This is a genomic window from Streptomyces sp. NPDC056128 (assembly GCF_042263835.1).
Classification (GTDB): Bacteria; Actinomycetota; Actinomycetes; order Streptomycetales; family Streptomycetaceae; genus Streptomyces.
This window is the reverse complement of the sequence record NZ_JBHJVQ010000001.1, coordinates 673,045-688,558: the sequence shown is the minus strand read 5'-3', so window position 1 is coordinate 688,558 and position 15,514 is coordinate 673,045. Positions and strand designations below refer to the sequence as shown.

General features: G+C 74.0%; 13 protein-coding genes. 10 read left to right on the top strand and 3 right to left on the bottom strand.

What is annotated here, in order from left to right; all coding sequences use genetic code 11:
- Positions 1–181: 181 nt before the first annotated feature.
- Genes ACFC1X_RS02970 through pcaD form a run of 7 tightly spaced genes read left to right on the top strand, consistent with a single transcriptional unit; the run spans position 182 to position 6,668 of the window.
- A complete protein-coding gene (locus ACFC1X_RS02970; RefSeq protein WP_352155944.1) occupies positions 182–937 on the top strand; it encodes a CoA transferase subunit A in 756 nt (251 codons plus the stop codon).
- Positions 937–1,599 carry a CoA transferase subunit B gene (locus ACFC1X_RS02965; RefSeq protein ID WP_376348199.1) on the top strand — a complete coding sequence of 221 codons (663 nt, stop codon included), beginning with the start codon at positions 937–939 and terminating at the stop codon, positions 1,597–1,599. The genes ACFC1X_RS02970 and ACFC1X_RS02965 overlap by 1 nt, the downstream gene beginning before the upstream one ends.
- Complete coding sequence (locus ACFC1X_RS02960; RefSeq protein WP_376348197.1) at positions 1,596–2,798, top strand: thiolase family protein; 1,203 nt, start codon at positions 1,596–1,598, stop codon at positions 2,796–2,798. Before ACFC1X_RS02965 ends, ACFC1X_RS02960 begins: the two co-directional genes overlap by 4 nt.
- A 24-nt stretch (positions 2,799–2,822) precedes the next feature.
- On the top strand, positions 2,823–3,596 hold the full coding sequence (pcaH, locus tag ACFC1X_RS02955; RefSeq protein ID WP_376348195.1) for a protocatechuate 3,4-dioxygenase subunit beta: 774 nt from the start codon (positions 2,823–2,825) through the stop codon (positions 3,594–3,596).
- A 5-nt stretch (positions 3,597–3,601) separates the two neighbouring features.
- Positions 3,602–4,207, top strand: a complete 606-nt coding sequence (pcaG, locus tag ACFC1X_RS02950) for a protocatechuate 3,4-dioxygenase subunit alpha (protein ID WP_376348194.1) — start codon at positions 3,602–3,604, stop codon at positions 4,205–4,207.
- The gene (pcaB, locus tag ACFC1X_RS02945) at positions 4,204–5,550 is read left to right on the top strand and encodes a 3-carboxy-cis,cis-muconate cycloisomerase (RefSeq protein WP_376348193.1); all 1,347 of its coding nucleotides are present in this window, start codon (positions 4,204–4,206) and stop codon (positions 5,548–5,550) included. The genes pcaG and pcaB overlap by 4 nt, the downstream gene beginning before the upstream one ends.
- 2 nt (positions 5,551–5,552) lie before the next feature.
- Entirely contained in the window at positions 5,553–6,668 is a 1,116-nt protein-coding gene (gene pcaD / locus ACFC1X_RS02940; protein ID WP_376348191.1) for a 3-oxoadipate enol-lactonase, read from the top strand.
- A gap of 22 nt (positions 6,669–6,690) precedes the next feature.
- Here the strand turns inward: pcaD and ACFC1X_RS02935 are convergent, their stop codons facing one another.
- Positions 6,691–9,369 carry an AAA family ATPase gene (locus ACFC1X_RS02935; protein ID WP_376348190.1) on the bottom strand — a complete coding sequence of 893 codons (2,679 nt, stop codon included), beginning with the start codon at positions 9,367–9,369 and terminating at the stop codon, positions 6,691–6,693.
- 286 nt (positions 9,370–9,655) lie between these two features.
- Here ACFC1X_RS02935 and ACFC1X_RS02930 point away from each other — a divergent pair, with 286 nt between their 5' ends.
- Positions 9,656–10,669, top strand: coding sequence for a DUF2510 domain-containing protein (locus ACFC1X_RS02930; RefSeq protein WP_376348188.1), 1,014 nt, complete (start codon positions 9,656–9,658; stop codon positions 10,667–10,669).
- Positions 10,670–10,821: 152 nt separating this feature from the next.
- Here the strand turns inward: ACFC1X_RS02930 and ACFC1X_RS02925 are convergent, their stop codons facing one another.
- A complete protein-coding gene (locus ACFC1X_RS02925; RefSeq protein ID WP_376348186.1) occupies positions 10,822–11,433 on the bottom strand; it encodes a TetR/AcrR family transcriptional regulator in 612 nt (203 codons plus the stop codon).
- A gap of 130 nt (positions 11,434–11,563) precedes the next feature.
- On the opposite strand from ACFC1X_RS02925, the gene ACFC1X_RS02920 reads away from it, so the two are divergent.
- Positions 11,564–12,382, top strand: a complete 819-nt coding sequence (locus ACFC1X_RS02920) for a phosphatase PAP2 family protein (protein WP_376348184.1) — start codon at positions 11,564–11,566, stop codon at positions 12,380–12,382.
- Positions 12,379–13,302, top strand: a complete 924-nt coding sequence (locus tag ACFC1X_RS02915; RefSeq protein WP_376348183.1) for a hypothetical protein — start codon at positions 12,379–12,381, stop codon at positions 13,300–13,302. The genes ACFC1X_RS02920 and ACFC1X_RS02915 overlap by 4 nt, the downstream gene beginning before the upstream one ends.
- Before the next feature lie 154 nt (positions 13,303–13,456).
- On the opposite strand, the gene ACFC1X_RS02910 is transcribed toward ACFC1X_RS02915, so the two are convergent.
- Entirely contained in the window at positions 13,457–15,511 is a 2,055-nt protein-coding gene (locus ACFC1X_RS02910; RefSeq protein WP_376348182.1) for a phosphocholine-specific phospholipase C, read from the bottom strand.
- Positions 15,512–15,514 lie beyond the last annotated feature (3 nt).

The window sequence follows — 15,514 nt, the reverse complement described above, 5'->3', positions numbered from 1 at the left end:
TCACTTCGTAGGTGTACTGACGATACCCCGGCCCGCCGCCAACCGCCGGACACCTCAGCAAGCGATCTACCGGGTACTTTTCCAGACCTTGACGCCTCGGCCGGTCGATGGCAGCGTGTTGAACACCTCGCTGAAATACTCAGTGCCCTGATTAATTCGCGTCAGAGATGGGGCTTCTCGGATGGACAAGGTGGTGGCCACGGCCGGTGGGGCAGTGGCCGACGTGCCCGACGGCGCGTCGCTCGCGGTGGGTGGCTTCGGGCTGAGCGGTGTGCCGAACGTACTGATCCAGGCGCTGTACGAGCGCGGCACCGACGGCCTGTCGGTGGTCTCCAACAACTGCGGAGCGATGGAGTCCGGTCTTGCGGTGCTGCTGGCCGCCGGCCGGATCGCCCGCGTGACCGGGTCCTACATCGGCGCCAACAAGGAGTTCGCGCGCCAGTACCTCGGCGGGGAGCTGGAGGTGGAGATGATCCCGCAGGGCACGCTGGCCGAGCGGCTGCGGGCCGGAGGCGCCGGGATCCCCGCGTTCTACACCCCGGCCGGCGTCGGCACCCAGGTGGCCGACGGCGGTCTGCCCTGGCGCTACGACGGCGACGGCGGGGTCGCGCTGGCCTCCCCGCCCAAGGAGGTCCGCGAGTTCGACGGGACCGAGTACGTACTGGAGCGCGGCATCCGTACCGACTTCGCGCTGGTGCGGGCGGCCAAGGGCGACCGGCACGGGAACCTGGTGTTCGCCAAGTCGTCCCGGAACTTCAACCCGCTGGCCGCGATGGCCGGGCGGGTCACGATCGCGGAGGTGGAGGAGCTGGTGGAGCCCGGCGGGATCGACCCGGACGAGGTGCATCTGCCCGGCATCTTCGTGCAGCGCGTGGTGGCGCTGACGGCGGAGCAGGCGGCGGAGAAGAAGATCGAGCGGCGGACGGTGAGTTCCTGATGGCCTGGACGCGTGAGGAGATGGCCGCGCGGGCGGCTCGGGAGCTGAAGGACGGCCAGTACGTCAACCTCGGCATCGGCCTGCCGACGCTGATCCCCAACCACCTCCCCGAGGGCGTCGAGGTCACCCTGGAGTCGGAGAACGGCATCCTCGGCACCGGCCGCTACCCGACCGAGGCCGAGGTGGACCCGGATCTGATCAACGCGGGCAAGGAGACGGTGACGGTGCTGCCGGGCGCCGCCTTCTTCGACTCCGCGCTGTCCTTCGGCATGATCCGGGGCGGGCACATCGACGTCGCCGTACTGGGGGCCATGCAGGTGTCGGCGGGCGGGGACCTGGCCAACTGGGCCGTCCCGGGCAAGATGATCACCGGGATAGGCGGGGCGATGGACCTGGTCCACGGGGCCCGCACCGTGATCGTGGTGATGACCCACACCGCCAAGGACGGCTCGCCCAAGATCCTCCAGGAGTGCGCGCTGCCCCTCACCGGGAAGGCGTGCGTGGACCGGATCATCACCGACCTCGGCGTCCTCGACGTCACTGCCGACGGCCTGGTCCTGGTCGAGACCGCGCCGGGCGTGAGCGTCGAAGAGATCACCGCCAGGACCGATGCCGCGCTCGTCGTGGCGGAGGAACCGGCGCTCGCGGAGGAGGCGAAGTGAAGGACGTCTACGTCGTCGACGCGGTCCGCACCCCGTTCGGCAAGTACAACGGCGGCCTGGCGGGCGTACGCCCCGACGATCTGGCCGCGCACGCGATCCGTGAACTCCTCGCCCGCACCCCCGGCCTGGACCCGTCCCGGATCGAGGACGTGTACTTCGGCAACGCCAACGGCGCCGGTGAGGAGAACCGCAACGTCGCCCGCATGGCGGCCCTCCTGGCCGGCCTGCCCACCACCGTCCCCGGCGTCACCGTGAACCGGCTGTGCGCCTCCGGGCTCGAAGCCGTGATCCAGGCCGCGCGCGCCATCGCCGTCGGCGACGCCTCGATCGCCCTCGCGGGCGGGGTGGAGTCGATGACCCGGGCGCCGTACGTCCTGCCCAAGTCGGACCGGCCCTTCCCCGCAGGGCACACCGAGCTGTACTCGACCACCCTGGGCTGGCGCATGGTCAACCCGAGGATGGACCCGCAGTGGACGATCCCGCTCGGGGAGTCGGCCGAACTGATCGCCGACAAGCACGGGATCACCCGCGAGCGGCAGGACGAGTACGCCCTCGCCTCCCACCACAAGGCCGCCCGCGCCCAGGCCGACGGCCTGTTCGACGCGGAACTCGCGCCCGTCCCGGTGGAGCGGCGCAAGGGCGACCCGGTGGACTTCGCCGCCGACGAGTGCGTACGCCCGACCGCTTCACTGGAGGCGATGGCGAAGCTCAAGCCGTCGTTCCGGAAGACCGACGGGACCGTCACCGCGGGGAACGCCTCGCCGCTCAACGACGGCGCGGCAGCCCTGCTCCTCACCGACGAGGAGGGCCTGAAGGCCACCGGCCGCGAACCGCTCGCCCGGATCTCCGCCACCGGCGTCTCGGCGACCGACCCGCACTACTTCGGTCTCGCCCCCGTCGAAGCCGTGCACCGCGCCCTGACCAAGGCCGGGCGGACCTTCGCCGACCTGGACGTCCTCGAACTCAACGAGGCCTTCGCCGCCCAGGTGCTCGGCTGCGAAGCCGAGTGGCCGGAGTTCGACCCCGCGATCCTCAACCCCCAGGGCGGAGCCATCGCGCTGGGCCACCCGCTGGGCGCCTCCGGTGCCCGCCTCGCCGGGACCGTCGCGCACCAACTGGCCCGCAAGGGCAGCGGCACCGGCGTCGCCACCCTCTGCATCGGTGTCGGCCAAGGCCTGGCCCTTGTCCTCGACCGCTAGCCCCTGTCACCCACGGGAATCCCCATGCCTCTCACCCAGCACGACATCGACGCGGAGATCGCGGCCGAGCACGCCGCGTACGAGAAGCGGGTCGCCGACGGCGCGCCCGTCGAGCACCACCCGCGCCGCGACTACGCCCCGTACCGCTCCTCGGTGCTGCGCCACCCGAAGCAGCCGCCGATCGCCATCGACGTCCGCCAGGACCCGGAGCTGGTGGAGCTGTCCTCCCCCGCCTTCGGAGAGCGGGATCTCACCGGGATCGACAACGACCTGACCCGGCAGCACACCGGGGAGCCGGTCGGCGAGCGCATCACCGTCTCCGGCCGACTGCTCGACCGGAACGGAAAGCCCGTGCGCGGCCAGCTCGTGGAGATCTGGCAGGCCAACTCGGCGGGACGGTACGCGCACCAGCGCGAGCAGCACGACGCGCCGCTGGACCCGAACTTCACCGGGGTGGGCCGCACCCTCTCCGACGGCGACGGCCGCTACCGCTTCACCACCGTGCAGCCCGGCCCCTACCCGTGGCGCAACCACGTCAACGCCTGGCGTCCGGCGCACATCCACTTCTCGGTGTTCGGGTCGGCGTTCACGCAGCGGCTCGTGACGCAGATGTACTTCCCGAACGACCCGCTGTTCCCGTACGACCCGATCCTCCAGTCCGTGACCGACGACGCCGCCCGGCGGCGGCTGATCGCGACGTACGACCACGACCTGTCCGTGCCCGAGTTCTCGCTCGGCTACCACTGGGACATCGTGCTCGACGGCCCGAACGCCACCTGGATCGAAGAAGGACGCTGACCCCCATGACGAAGATCGACACCAGCGAGCCGGGGCAGGTCCTGCCCACTCCGTCGCACACGGTCGGCCCGTTCTACGGGTACGCGCTGCCCTTCCCCGGCGGCGAGGACATCGCGCCGGCCGGCCATCCGGACACGATCACCGTGCACGGGTACGTGTACGACGGGGAGGGCGCCCCGCTGCCGGACGCGCTCGTGGAGCTGTGGGGTCCGGACACCGAGGGCAGGACGCCGACCGCCGACGGCTCCATGCGGCGCGATCCCGCCTCCGGCGGCTTCCTGGGCCGCAACGGCGTGGAGTTCACCGGCTTCGGCCGGATCCAGACCGACGCGAACGGCCACTGGTACGCGCGGACACTGCGGCCCGGGGCTCGCGGGCGGAGCGCGCCCTGCGTCAGCGTGTGCGTGTTCGCGCGCGGACTCCTCGTGCACCTGTACACCCGGATCTACCTGCCGGACGACCATGCGCTGCTCGCCGCCGACCCGCTGCTGGCCCGGGTGCCGGCGGAGCGCCGCGACACGCTGGTCGCGGCGGACGAGGGCCGTGGGACGTACCGTTTCGACATCCGCCTTCAGGGCGAGGGCGAGACGGTCTTCCTGGAGTTCCAGTGACATCACCCGCGGATCCCGGCGATGCCGGCACGAGCCTGCTCGCCCCCGGCCGGGCGGGCTCGCCGGCCGCGTCGGCGACCGGCGACCGCGCCTATCTGCGGGCCCTGCTGGACGCGGAGGCGGCCCTGACCCGCGCCCAGGCCGCGCTGGGACTGGCGCCCGCCGGGGCGGCGGCCGCGGTGACGGAGGCCGCCGGTGATCCGGCCCGGTTCGACGTACGGTCGCTGGCCGCACGCGCCCGGAGCGGCGGCAACCCGGTCATCCCCCTGGTGGCCGACCTGACCGAGGCGGTCGGTGAGGAGTACGGGCCGTACGTGCACCGGGGGGCGACCAGCCAGGACATCATGGACACGGCGACGATGCTGGTCGCCGCCCGCACCCTGGACCTGCTGCTCCCCGATCTCACGCGGACGGAACGCGCGCTGGCCCTGCTGGCCGCCGGGCACCGGGACACGGCGATGCCGGGCCGGACGCTCACCCAGCACGCCGTGCCGACGACCTTCGGGCTGAAGGCGGCCGGATGGCGCGCGCTGGTCCTGGACGCGCGGGACCGCGTCGCCGCCGTACGCGACACCCTGCCCGCGCAACTCGGCGGCGCGGCGGGCACCTTGGCCGCCTTCGGGGCCTACGGCGCGCCGGACCCCATGGCACTTCCTGCGGCGTACGCCCGCGAACTGGACCTGCGGGCACCGCTGTTGCCGTGGCACACGCTGCGCACCCCGGTCGCCGACCTGGCCGGCGCCCTCACCTTCGCCGCCGGGGCGCTCGGGAAGATCGCCGCCGACGTGCTGACCCTCTCCCGCACCGAGATCGGCGAGGTCGCCGAGGGCGGTGGCGGCGGCTCCTCGGCGATGCCGCACAAGGCCAACCCCGTACGGTCCACGCTGATCGCGGCGGCGGCCCGGCGGGCGCCGCAGCTCGCGGCGGTGCTGTACGGCTCGCTGACCGCCGAGGACGAGCGTCCGGCGGGCGCCTGGCACGCCGAGTGGGAGCCGCTGCGCGACCTGCTGCGGCTGGCCGGCGGCGCGGCCCGTGACGCCGCCGAGCTGGCCGAGGGGCTCCGGGTGCGGCCGGACGTGATGCGCGCGCACCTCGGCCTCACCCACGGACTGATCGTGTCCGAGCGGCTCGCCGCCGAACTGACGCCGGTGCTCGGGCGGTCCCGCGCCAGGGCGCTGCTCACCGAGCTGGCGGCGCGCACGTACGCCGAGGACCGGACGCTGCGCGAACTGCTCGCCGAGGTACCGGAGTTGCGGGATCTGGACCTCGACGCCCTCACCGACCCCGCCCGTTACACCGGCTCCGCGGGAGCCCTGACCGACCGTGCTCTGGAGCGACGTTGACCATGCTCGACCACCTGACCGAAGGCCCTTCCTCCGCACCCCCGCTGCTGCTCGGGCCCTCGCTGGGCACCTCCTACGCCCTGTGGGACGCGGTGGCGCCCGAGCTGTCCACGGGGCACCGGGTGATCCGCTGGGACCTGCCCGGGCACGGCGGTTCGGCGGCGGACCTCATCGGGCCGGGCGCCACCGTCGGTGACCTCGCCGAACTGGTGCTGGCTCTCGCCGACTCGCTCGGGGTGGAGCGTTTCGCCTACGCCGGGGTGTCGCTGGGCGGGGCGGTGGGTCTGCACCTGGCCGTGCACCATCCGGAGCGGGTGTCGTCGCTGGCGGTCGTCTGCTCGTCGGCGCACTTCAACGGCGCGAAGCCGTGGGAGGAGCGGGCCGCGCGGGTGCGCGCGGAGGGGCTGGCGCGGCTGGCGGACGGCGCGGACGCCCGGTGGTTCACCCCCGGGTTCACCGTGCCGCGGCTGGTCCGGGACCACCGGGACGCCGACCCCGGCGCCTACGCCGCCTGCTGCGACGCGCTGGCCGCCTTCGACCTGCGGGACCGGCTCGGCGACATCACCGCGCCGACGCTGCTGATCGCCGGGCGCGAGGACCCGGCCACGCCGCCCGCGCATCTGCGGGAGATCGCCGACGCGGTGCCGGGAGCGACGCTGACGGAGATCCCCGGCGCCTCGCACCTGGCGCCGGCCGAGCGTCCGGAGGCGGTGCTGACCGCCCTGCGGGCGCATCTCGACGGTGACGCCCGGCGGGGCATGGCGGTACGGCGCGAGGTGCTGGGCGACGCGCACGTGGACCGGGCGCAGGCCCGCCAGTCCCCGTTCACCGCCCGCTTCCAGGACTTCATCTCGCGCTACGCGTGGGGCGAGATCTGGACCGACGAGACGCTGTCCCGGCGCGAGCGCAGCCTGGTCACGCTGACCGCGCTGGTCGCGCACGGCCACTACGAGGAGCTGGCCATGCACGTGCGGGCGGCGCGGCGCAACGGGCTGACGCCGGACGAGATCGGTGCGGTGCTGCTCCAGACGGCGGTGTACTGCGGGGTGCCGGCGGCCAACTCGGCGTTCGCGACGGCCCAGCGGGTGCTGGCCGAGGAGGACGGCACCCCGGGGTGAGGTCCCCCGGTGGGGCGGGCCGTCAGCCCGCGTGTACCACCGCCAGCGCCTCGCGGGCCCGGGCCACCAGCCCGTCGGCGCCGCACGAGTCGGCCAGCGCGAGCCCCCGGTTCAGCTCGGCCGCCGAGCGGGCCGCGATGCCGTACTCCACGCGGGCGGCGGCGTGTTCGTACTGGCAGGGCGAGGCCTCCAGGTAGGTGACGGCCTGGGCGGCGAGCCGGACCGCGCGCTGGCCGGTCTCCAGCGCGGCGGCGCAGCGCAGGGCCTCTCCTATGGCGGTGTCCGTGCCGAAGCGCTCGGCCTGGCGGCGGGCGTCACTGGCCAGCCGGACGGCGCGGCCGGGGTCCTCGGTGGCGAGGGCGCGGGCCAGTTCGGTCGCCCACGGCACCACCACCGGGTTGTGCCGGCCGCGGGCGGCGGCGGCCTTCTCGGCGGCCTCCAGCTCGTTGACGCCCTCCTCGGTGCGGCCGGTCGCCAGCAGCAGCCGGCCGCGCACGGAGCGGGGGTCGGGCAGCACGATCGTCGACGGGTAGGGCGGGGCGAAGCCGTACTGGTCGGCGAGGCTCCGGGCCTCGGCGACGTGGCCGCGGGCGAGCAGGGTGTCGATCAGGTTGCAGATCGCCGACCAGTACAACGGCAGTCCGCGGCCGACGCGTTCGGCGATGCGCAGGGATTCGCGCAGCGACTTCTCGGCCTCCTTGAGGCGGCCGCGCCTGCGGTGGCCGAGGCCGACGTAGGCGTGCGCGAGGGAGAGGTGGCCGCCGCTCCAGCCGGCCGTCTCGTAGGCGCGCAGGGCCTCGGTGAACAGTGCCTCGGCGCGGTCGAGCCGGTCGGCGTAGGCGTACGAACTGGCCAGCATCATGGGCAGTTCCAGGCCCCACTCGGTGTCGGTCCAGCCGAGCCCGGGTGCGAGGCGGCCGTTGACCAGGGCCCGGTCGCAGAGTTCGACGACCTCCTCGGCGCTCTCGCCGTGCGTCATGGCGTCGAAGCCGCGCAGGATGAGCAGGGCGCGTTCGGCGTTGTCGCGGCCGGTGCAGGTGGCGGCGAGTTCGGCCAGGCGGGCGGAGCGGCGGGGCGAGGACGTCTCGCCCGCGTGGATGCCCTCCCACATGTACTGGACGGCCTGGAGCCGCAGCCGCGCGGACGGGTCCGGGTTGCGGGCGGCCTCCGCCTCGACGGTGCGGACGGCCTCCTCCAGCTGGTCGTTGTGGAGCAGGGCCTGGGACAGCCGGAAGACGGCGTCGACGCGCTGCTCGCCGTCGAGTCCGGGCATGGCGAGCGCGGTGCGCAGGTGGCCGATGGTGGTGGCGGGCGCGGTGAGGAGGGTGGCGCAGCCCAGCTCGTAGAGCACGCGCGCGTGGGCGTCGGGCAACGGCGGTTCCTGCAGCGCGCGTTCCAGGCAGCGGCGGGCCGCGTCCGGGGCTCCGACGGCGAGGTGTTCCCGGGCGGCCTCGCGCAGTTGCCCGACGACTTCCTGGTCGTCGTCGGGATAGACCTGGAGCAGGTGGCGGGAGGCGGCCGCGGCGCCGAGGCCGGAGTCGGTGACCAGTTGGGCCGCTATGCCGTGCATCGCCGTGCGCAGCGCGTCGGGGATGGAGTTGTAGACGGCGGTGGCGATCAGCGGATGGACGAACTCCAGGTCGCCGCTGCCCGGTTGGCCCGGTACGGGGTCGGTCGCGGCGAGGATGCGGGCGTCGCACAGCAGCTCGGCGCAGCGGGCGGCGTCGGCGCGGTCGAGGGTGGCGAGGCGGGCCACCATGTCGACGGTGATGCCGCCGCCGAGGATGGCGGCGGCCCAGGCGAACCGGGTGGAGTCGACGCCGAGTTGTTCCAGGCGGGCGACGAGTCCGCCGCCGCGGGCGGAGCGGTTCAGGGCACGGAGTTCGGCGGCCTCCGCCTCGACCGGCTGCAGTTCGCTGTCCTGGACCTTGGCGAGGAGTTCGACGGTCTCGTAGGGGTTGCCGCCGGTGACGGCCCACACCTCGCGGCAGAACGCGGCGTCGGCGTGGGCTCCCAGCGTGGCGCGGGTCAGTCCGGCCGTCGCGTCGGGGGTGAGGGCGTTCAGCGGGGCGAGCGGCCGGCCCACGGCGGCGGCCTCGTCGAGGTGGCGGGCGCTGTCGCCGCTCACGTCGCCGGGGCGGCGGGCCAGGACGATCAGCACGGAGGTCTCGTCGAGCCGTCCGGCGAGCGCGGCGAGCCAGCGCAGCGTCTCCTGGTCGGCCCAGTGGGCGTCGTCGATCAGCAGCACCAGTGGCCACTCCCGGCGGGCGAGGCGGCGCACGGCGGCGACCAGGCCGTCGCACACGCCCTGCGGGTCGGCCTGCCGCTCGCCGGGGTCCGCTATGCCGAGGGCGGGGCCCGCGATGTCGTACCAGTCTCCGAGGTACTCGCGGGCCTCCTCGGGCAGCATCGACACCAGTGCGGGCTGGAGGAGTTGGCGTACGACGTTGAAGGGGACGGACCTGAGGGTCTCGCCGCCGCGTGCCGACCAGACGGTGCAGCCGAGCGCCTCGGCGATGCGGCGGGTCTCGGCGAGCAGCGCGCTCTTGCCCACCCCGGCCTCGCCGCGCGCCTCCAGCAGCAGGCCGGGGGACGAGCGGTCGGCGTAGAGGGTGTCGACCGCCCGCGTGATGGTGGCGACTTCCTCGTCGCGCTCCCAGAGGGAGGCCGAGGCGGCGACCGCCCGCCGTACCTCCGTCATCCCGCTACCTCCCCAAGTCGCCCGAATGACGTACGAGCACTGAGCCTAGCCCTCCGGCCGGGCACGTGGTGCGTGGTCCGGCGAGCAGTTGCCGTGACGGGTGACATGGGGTAAAGCCCGGACGACGTGCCGGGCCCGTCATCTGCGGTGGTACCGGGCGGGCGGCGTCAACTCGTCGCTGCCGCGGGGCGGTGGCGGGTCGGCGGGCGGCCTACGGCGGACATGCGGCGGACATCGTCGCCGGGCCTCTCATCCGGCTTTCACCGACGCCTCATACGGTGTGCACATGACGCAGGTGACTCCTCCCGGGTGGCACCCGGACCCCGGACAGAAGCAGGACGGTCCCGCCACCGAACGCTGGTGGGACGGCAAGGCGTGGACGGACCAGGTCCGCCCCGCCGGGCAGGACGCCGCGTGGGCCCCTCCCGCGCAGCCTCCGGCGCCGGTCGCGGCGCCGGGGCCGTACCCCGTGCACCAGGGTTATCCGGGCATGCCCGTGCAACCGCCCTCCGCGCGGCGGCGACGGCTGCGTACCGGCATAGCCGTCGCGGCGGCGGTTGCGGTGCTGGCCGGCATCGGGGTCGGCGTGTACGCGCTGGCCGGGGACGGCTCGGACGGCGACAGCGCGGGATCCTCGCAGCAGGACCGGGGCGGCCCCGGCGAGGACGACCCCTTCGGCGACTCGCGCGGCGGCGACGGCGGAGACGGCGGCGGGGGCGGCGAGTCGCCCGCGCCGGACTCGCCCGGCGAGTCGGAGCCGCCGACGATCGACAGCGGGTCGGTGCCGGACCGGCTGAGCGGGATCACCCTGCCCATCCCGGACGGCTGGTCCGGGCAGCAGATGGAGGTCGGCGCGTCGGTGACGTCCGACGACAGCTACAAGTGCCCCGGCGACACCGCCAAGACGTGCACCAAGGGCGGCGCCTACTCGGCCCCGGCGATGGTGCTGCGCACCAAGGGCGACACGGCGGAGGAGGTCGCGAAGGCCGACATCGAGGCGAACGCCGAGGAATCCTACGGCGGCAAGTCCTACGGCGGGATCACCTCGCACAAGGAACTGGCGGCCAAGGCGGTCACGGTCGCCGGGCAGAAGGGCTACCTGGTCCGCTGGCAGGCGGTCACCGCCAAGGGCGCCGACGGGTACGTCCAGTCGCTCGCCTTCCCCTCGCCGGCCGATCCCCAGCGCATCGTCGTCGTCCGCTTCGGCGTCGACGTCGGGGAGAAGCAGGCCGTGATCGACGAGATCACCAAGGGCATCGAGGCGGGCGCCGCCGGGGGCGGCAACGGGCAGGACGTCTGACCGGACCCGGGCCCGCACATTGATCGGCCGGGCGGGGCGCCCCTCCGCTCAGAGGGCGCCCCGGCCCGGCCGGGGGTGCGCGCCGCCCCCGTCCCCACGGTGCGGCGCGGGCAGACCACCGTCCAGTCATCCCATGGACGGCGGCCTGGGTCTCAGGGGAGGCCGAGCGCCGGGAGCACGACGGCCTCCACGAACCGGACGAGGTACTCCGCGTCGGCGTACTCGCCCTCGACGACGGGCCGCATCCGCAGCACGCCGAACATCTGCGCCGGCACGTACTCCAGGGCCGGATGGTCCGCGTCGACCTCGCCGCGCTCGACCCCGCGCCGCAGGATCTCCCGCAGGGCGGCGATCTCCGGTTCCACCAGGGCCTCGCGCAGTGCGCGCTGCAGCTCCGGGTCCTGCATGACCGCGTGCCCGAGCGCCTGGAGGAGGGTGTCCTTGCCGGACCACTCCCCCGCGATGCGGGCCGCCTGGCGCAGGTCCTCGGCGAGCGATCCGCTGTCGATGCCGGCGAAGCGCACCCGCCGGTGGGAGCGCAGGGCGGCGGCCACGAACTGGGGCTTGGTCTTCCACTGCCGGTAGAGCGTGGACTTGCTGCACCTGGTGCTGGCGGCGATGCCCTCCATGGTGACGGCGTCGTACCCGCAGGCCCGGATCTGTTCGAGCACGGCGTCGAAGAACTCCTGCTCACGCTCGGGCGTGAGCTTGGAGCGGCGCGAGGCGCCGACCGCTTCCGGTCGGTCCGCGGCCTGCGACGTCATGGTCCCTGCTCCTCGTCCGGTGTGTCTCGAGTGTGCCTCGAGTGTCTATCGATACGCCAGTGTACCGGTACCCGAGCGTATCGGTACACTGTCGTATCGGAACGAGGTCGTATCGATGAGAGGCCGGGGGATGAACGCCCGCAGCGAGCCCGCCGGAGCGGAGCCTCCACAGCCGGTGCCGGGCACGCCCGCGCGCCCGCCGCTCGTCCGTGAGCTGCTGCTCGTGGCCGGGCTCTTCCTCGTGTACAAGTTCGGCCGGCGGCTGGTGACGGGACACACGGCGGAGGCCTTCCGCAACGCCCGTCGGGTGTGGGACGGGGAACGGGCGCTGCGGCTGCCCGACGAGGGCTCGGTGCAGTCCCTGCTCCTGCACGGCGACGCGCTGGTCCACTCGGCGAACGCCTACTACGCCGCCGTGCACCTCCCGGCCACCGTGGCCTTCCTGGTCTGGCTCTACCTGCGACGGCCCGCGCACTACGTGTGGGCGCGCCGGGTGCTGGCCGCCGTGACCGGCGCGGCGCTGGTGCTGCACCTGCTGTTCCCGCTCGCGCCCCCGCGCATGCTGGGCGCCGCCGGGATGGTCGACACGGCCCGGGTGTACGGCCCCTCGGTGTACGGGCCGCCCGCCACGGACGAGCTGTCGAACCAGTTCGCGGCGATGCCGTCGCTGCACTTCGGCTGGGCGCTGATGCTGGCGGTCGGCCTGATCGTCGCGACCCGGTCCCGGCTGCGGTGGCTGTGGCTGCTGCATCCGCTGCTGACCCTGCTGGTGATCGTGGGCACCGCGAACCACTACTGGCTGGACGTGGTCGCGGCCACGGCGCTGCTCGGTCTGGCGCTCGCGGTGCTGCGCCCGCCGCACCGGCCGCGGTGCGCGCTGCCGCCGCGCCGGCCGCAGCCGCGGCGCCGGGCGTCGGCCGGGCCCGAGCTGGTCGGGGCGGCCCGATGAACGCCGCTCTCGTCGCCGTCCTGCTCTCCCTGGTCTCCGCGTGCGCCTACGCCGCCGCGGCCGTCGCCCAGGAGCGGCTGGCCGCGCGCGGCGCCGGCGCGGGGATGCTCCGGCTGCTGGCGTCCGGTGCCTGGTGGTGGTCGGTCGCGCTCAACGCGTCGGCCGCGCTGCTGCACGTCGTGGCCCTGCGGTACGGGCCCCTCACCGTGGTGCAGCCGCTGGGGGCGCTCACCCTGGTCGCGGCGGTGCCCCTCGGGGCGCGGCTGGCGGGCCGGCGGGTGAGCGCCGTCGAGTGGCGGGGCACCGGGCTGACGCTGCTGGGGCTGGGCGCGCTGCTGCTCACCGCGTCGGGGCCCGCGCCCGACGACTCCCTGAGCGTGGCCGAGGCGCTGGCGGTGTCCGGCGCGACGGCCGCGCTGATCGGTGTGCTGGCGTGGCCCGGCACCCGGCCGGGGCTGCGGCACGCGACGGCGTCCGGCATCGCCTCCGGGGTCGCCTCGGCGCTCACCCAGACCGTCACGGTCGCCGTCACGGACCGCTCGGACCCGCTGCTCAGCGCGCAGGTCGTCGGGGTGGCGGTGCTGGTGGCGGCCTTCGCGGCAGGCGGTCTGCTCCTCTCGCAGACGGCGTACCGGGGCGGCCTGGGCGCCCCCCTCGCCGTGGTGACACTGGCCAATCCGGTGGCCGCCGCGGTGATCGGGCTCTCCCTGCTCGGCGAGCGGCTGCGCGGCGGCCCGGGCGGCGTACTCCTCGCCCTGACCGGTGCGGCGCTGGCCGCCTGCGGCGTGATCCAGCTGAGCCGCGCGACACCACACCCGCCCGACACCCGTACCCCGCCTCCCGTGCCGACCCCGGAACCGGACGCGGCGGGGACGCTGGTGCCCCGGCAGCCGGGACCGGGGCACCTCACGCGGCTCTGAGACCGGGCCGGGTCAGTCCGTGACGAGCGCGGGTCACTCACGGGCGCCCGTGGCATGCCCGCCCGCGCCGCCCGCCGAGCCGGACGCGGCAGAGACACTGGTGCCCCGGCAGCCGGGGCCGGGGCACCTCACGCGGCTCTGAGGGCGGGCCGGGTCAGTCCGTGGCGAGGGCCGGGTCGCTCAGCCCGGGGTGGCCGTTCTCCACGTGGCCGGAGAAGCGGCGCAGGTACGCCGGGTCGGAGGCGGAGGTGACGGTCAGGTCGTACCAGCGTCGGCTCCGCTCCAGGTCGACGGTGTGGCGCACGGTGGTGCCGGGACGCACGGTGAGGGTCTTGCTCCGGCCGCCGTACGCGTTCTCGACCTTCAGCCGGACCACCGAGGTCCCGCTGTTGGTGAGGGTCAGCCGGACGTCGTCGCCGGTGTGCCGGGCGGTGACCTCGGGTCCGGCGGTCTTGTTGGGGCCCTTGAAGACGCGCAGGAAGCCGTTGGGGCCGTGCACGGTCAGGTCGTACGAGCCCTTCGAGTACGCCGAGTTCCAGGTGTCCGCGACGGACTTGCCGGCCCCGGTGGTGTACGTCCAGGGGCCGTCGGTGCGGTTGCCGGAGGTGATGAGGAAGGCGGCACCGGCCGCGGCGCCGGAGGCGAAGGTGAGCGTGAACTTCCCGGCCGCGGCGTCCACGGCGCCGTCCACGTGCGGGGCGTAGCGCAGCGGGCGGGTGGGGCGCCGGCCGCGCTCCTGCCGGGGCATGTCCGGGTCCGCGGGCGGCGTCGGACGGTAGTCGGGGTGGCGTTCGCGGTCCGGCGGCTCGTAGGCGTCGGTGTCCGGCAGGGCGGCCGGGCGGCTGTCCTTGCGCGAGAAGTCGAAGGCGCTGGTCAGGTCGCCGCAGATGGCGCGCCGCCACGGCGAGATCTGGGGTTCGCGCACGCCGAAGCGGCGTTCCATGAACCGGATGACCGAGGTGTGGTCGAAGGTCTCGGAGCAGACGTATCCGCCCTTGCTCCAGGGCGAGACGACCAGCATGGGCACGCGCGGGCCGAGCCCGTAGAAGCCCTCGCGGTGACTGGCGCTGCCCTGGAAGACGTCGAGGGAGACGTCGACGGTGGACCGGCCCTGCGCGGCGGACTTCGGCGGCAGCGGCGGCACCAGGTGGTCGAAGAAGCCGTCGTTCTCGTCGTAGGTGATGAACAGCGCGGTCTTCGCCCAGACCGCCGGGTTGGCGGTGAGCGCGTCCAGGACCTGGGAGATGTACCAGGCGCCGTAGTTCGACGGCCAGTTGGAGTGCTCGGAGAACGCCTCGGGCGCGGCGATCCAGGAGATCTTCGGCAGCCGGTCCGCCTTGACGTCGGCGCGGAGCCGGTCGAAGTACCCCTCGCCGCTCTTCGCGTCGGTGCCGGTGCGCGCCTTGTCGTACAGGGGGTCGCCGGGCTTCGCGTTGCGGTACTTGTTGAAGTACAGCAGCGAGTTGTCGCCGTAGTTGCCGCGGTAGGCGTCGTCGATCCAGCCCCAGTGGCCGGCCGCGTCCAGGCCGTCGCCGATGTCCTGGTAGATCTTCCAGGAGATCCCGGCCGCCTCCAGCCGCTCCGGGTACGTGGTCCAGTCGTAGCCCAGTTCGTCGTTGCCGAGGACCGGCCCGCCGCCGGTGCCGTCGTTGCCCGTGTGACCCGACCACAGGTAGTAGCGGTTGGGGTCGGTGGAGCCGATGAAGGAGCAGTGGTAGGCGTCGCAGACGGTGAAGGTGTCGGCGAGCGCGTAGTGGAAGGGGATGTCCTCTCGGGTGAGGTACGCCATGGTGGTGGTGCCCTTGGCGGGCAGCCACCGGTCGTACTTCGCGTCGTGGTAGGCGTCCTGGCCGTCGGACCAGCCGTGCGGGAGCCCTTCGAGGAACTGCATGCCGAGGTCGTCGGCCTCCGGGTGGAACGGCAGCACCTCCTTGCCGTCGCTGCCCGGCTGGTGCCACACCGACCGGCCGCTGCCCAGCGTCACCGGGTGCGGGTCGCCGAAGCCGCGGACACCGCGCAGCTTGCCGAAGTAGTGGTCGAAAGAACGGTTCTCCTGCATCAGGACGACGATGTGCTCGACATCCTCGATCGTCCCCGAACGGTGGTTCGCCGGGAGCGCCGCGGCCCGCTCGATGCTCGCGGACAGCGCACTGAACGCGGAGGTGGCGCCAGCGAGTTGGAGGAACCTGCGGCGGTTGACGTCTGGCATGGG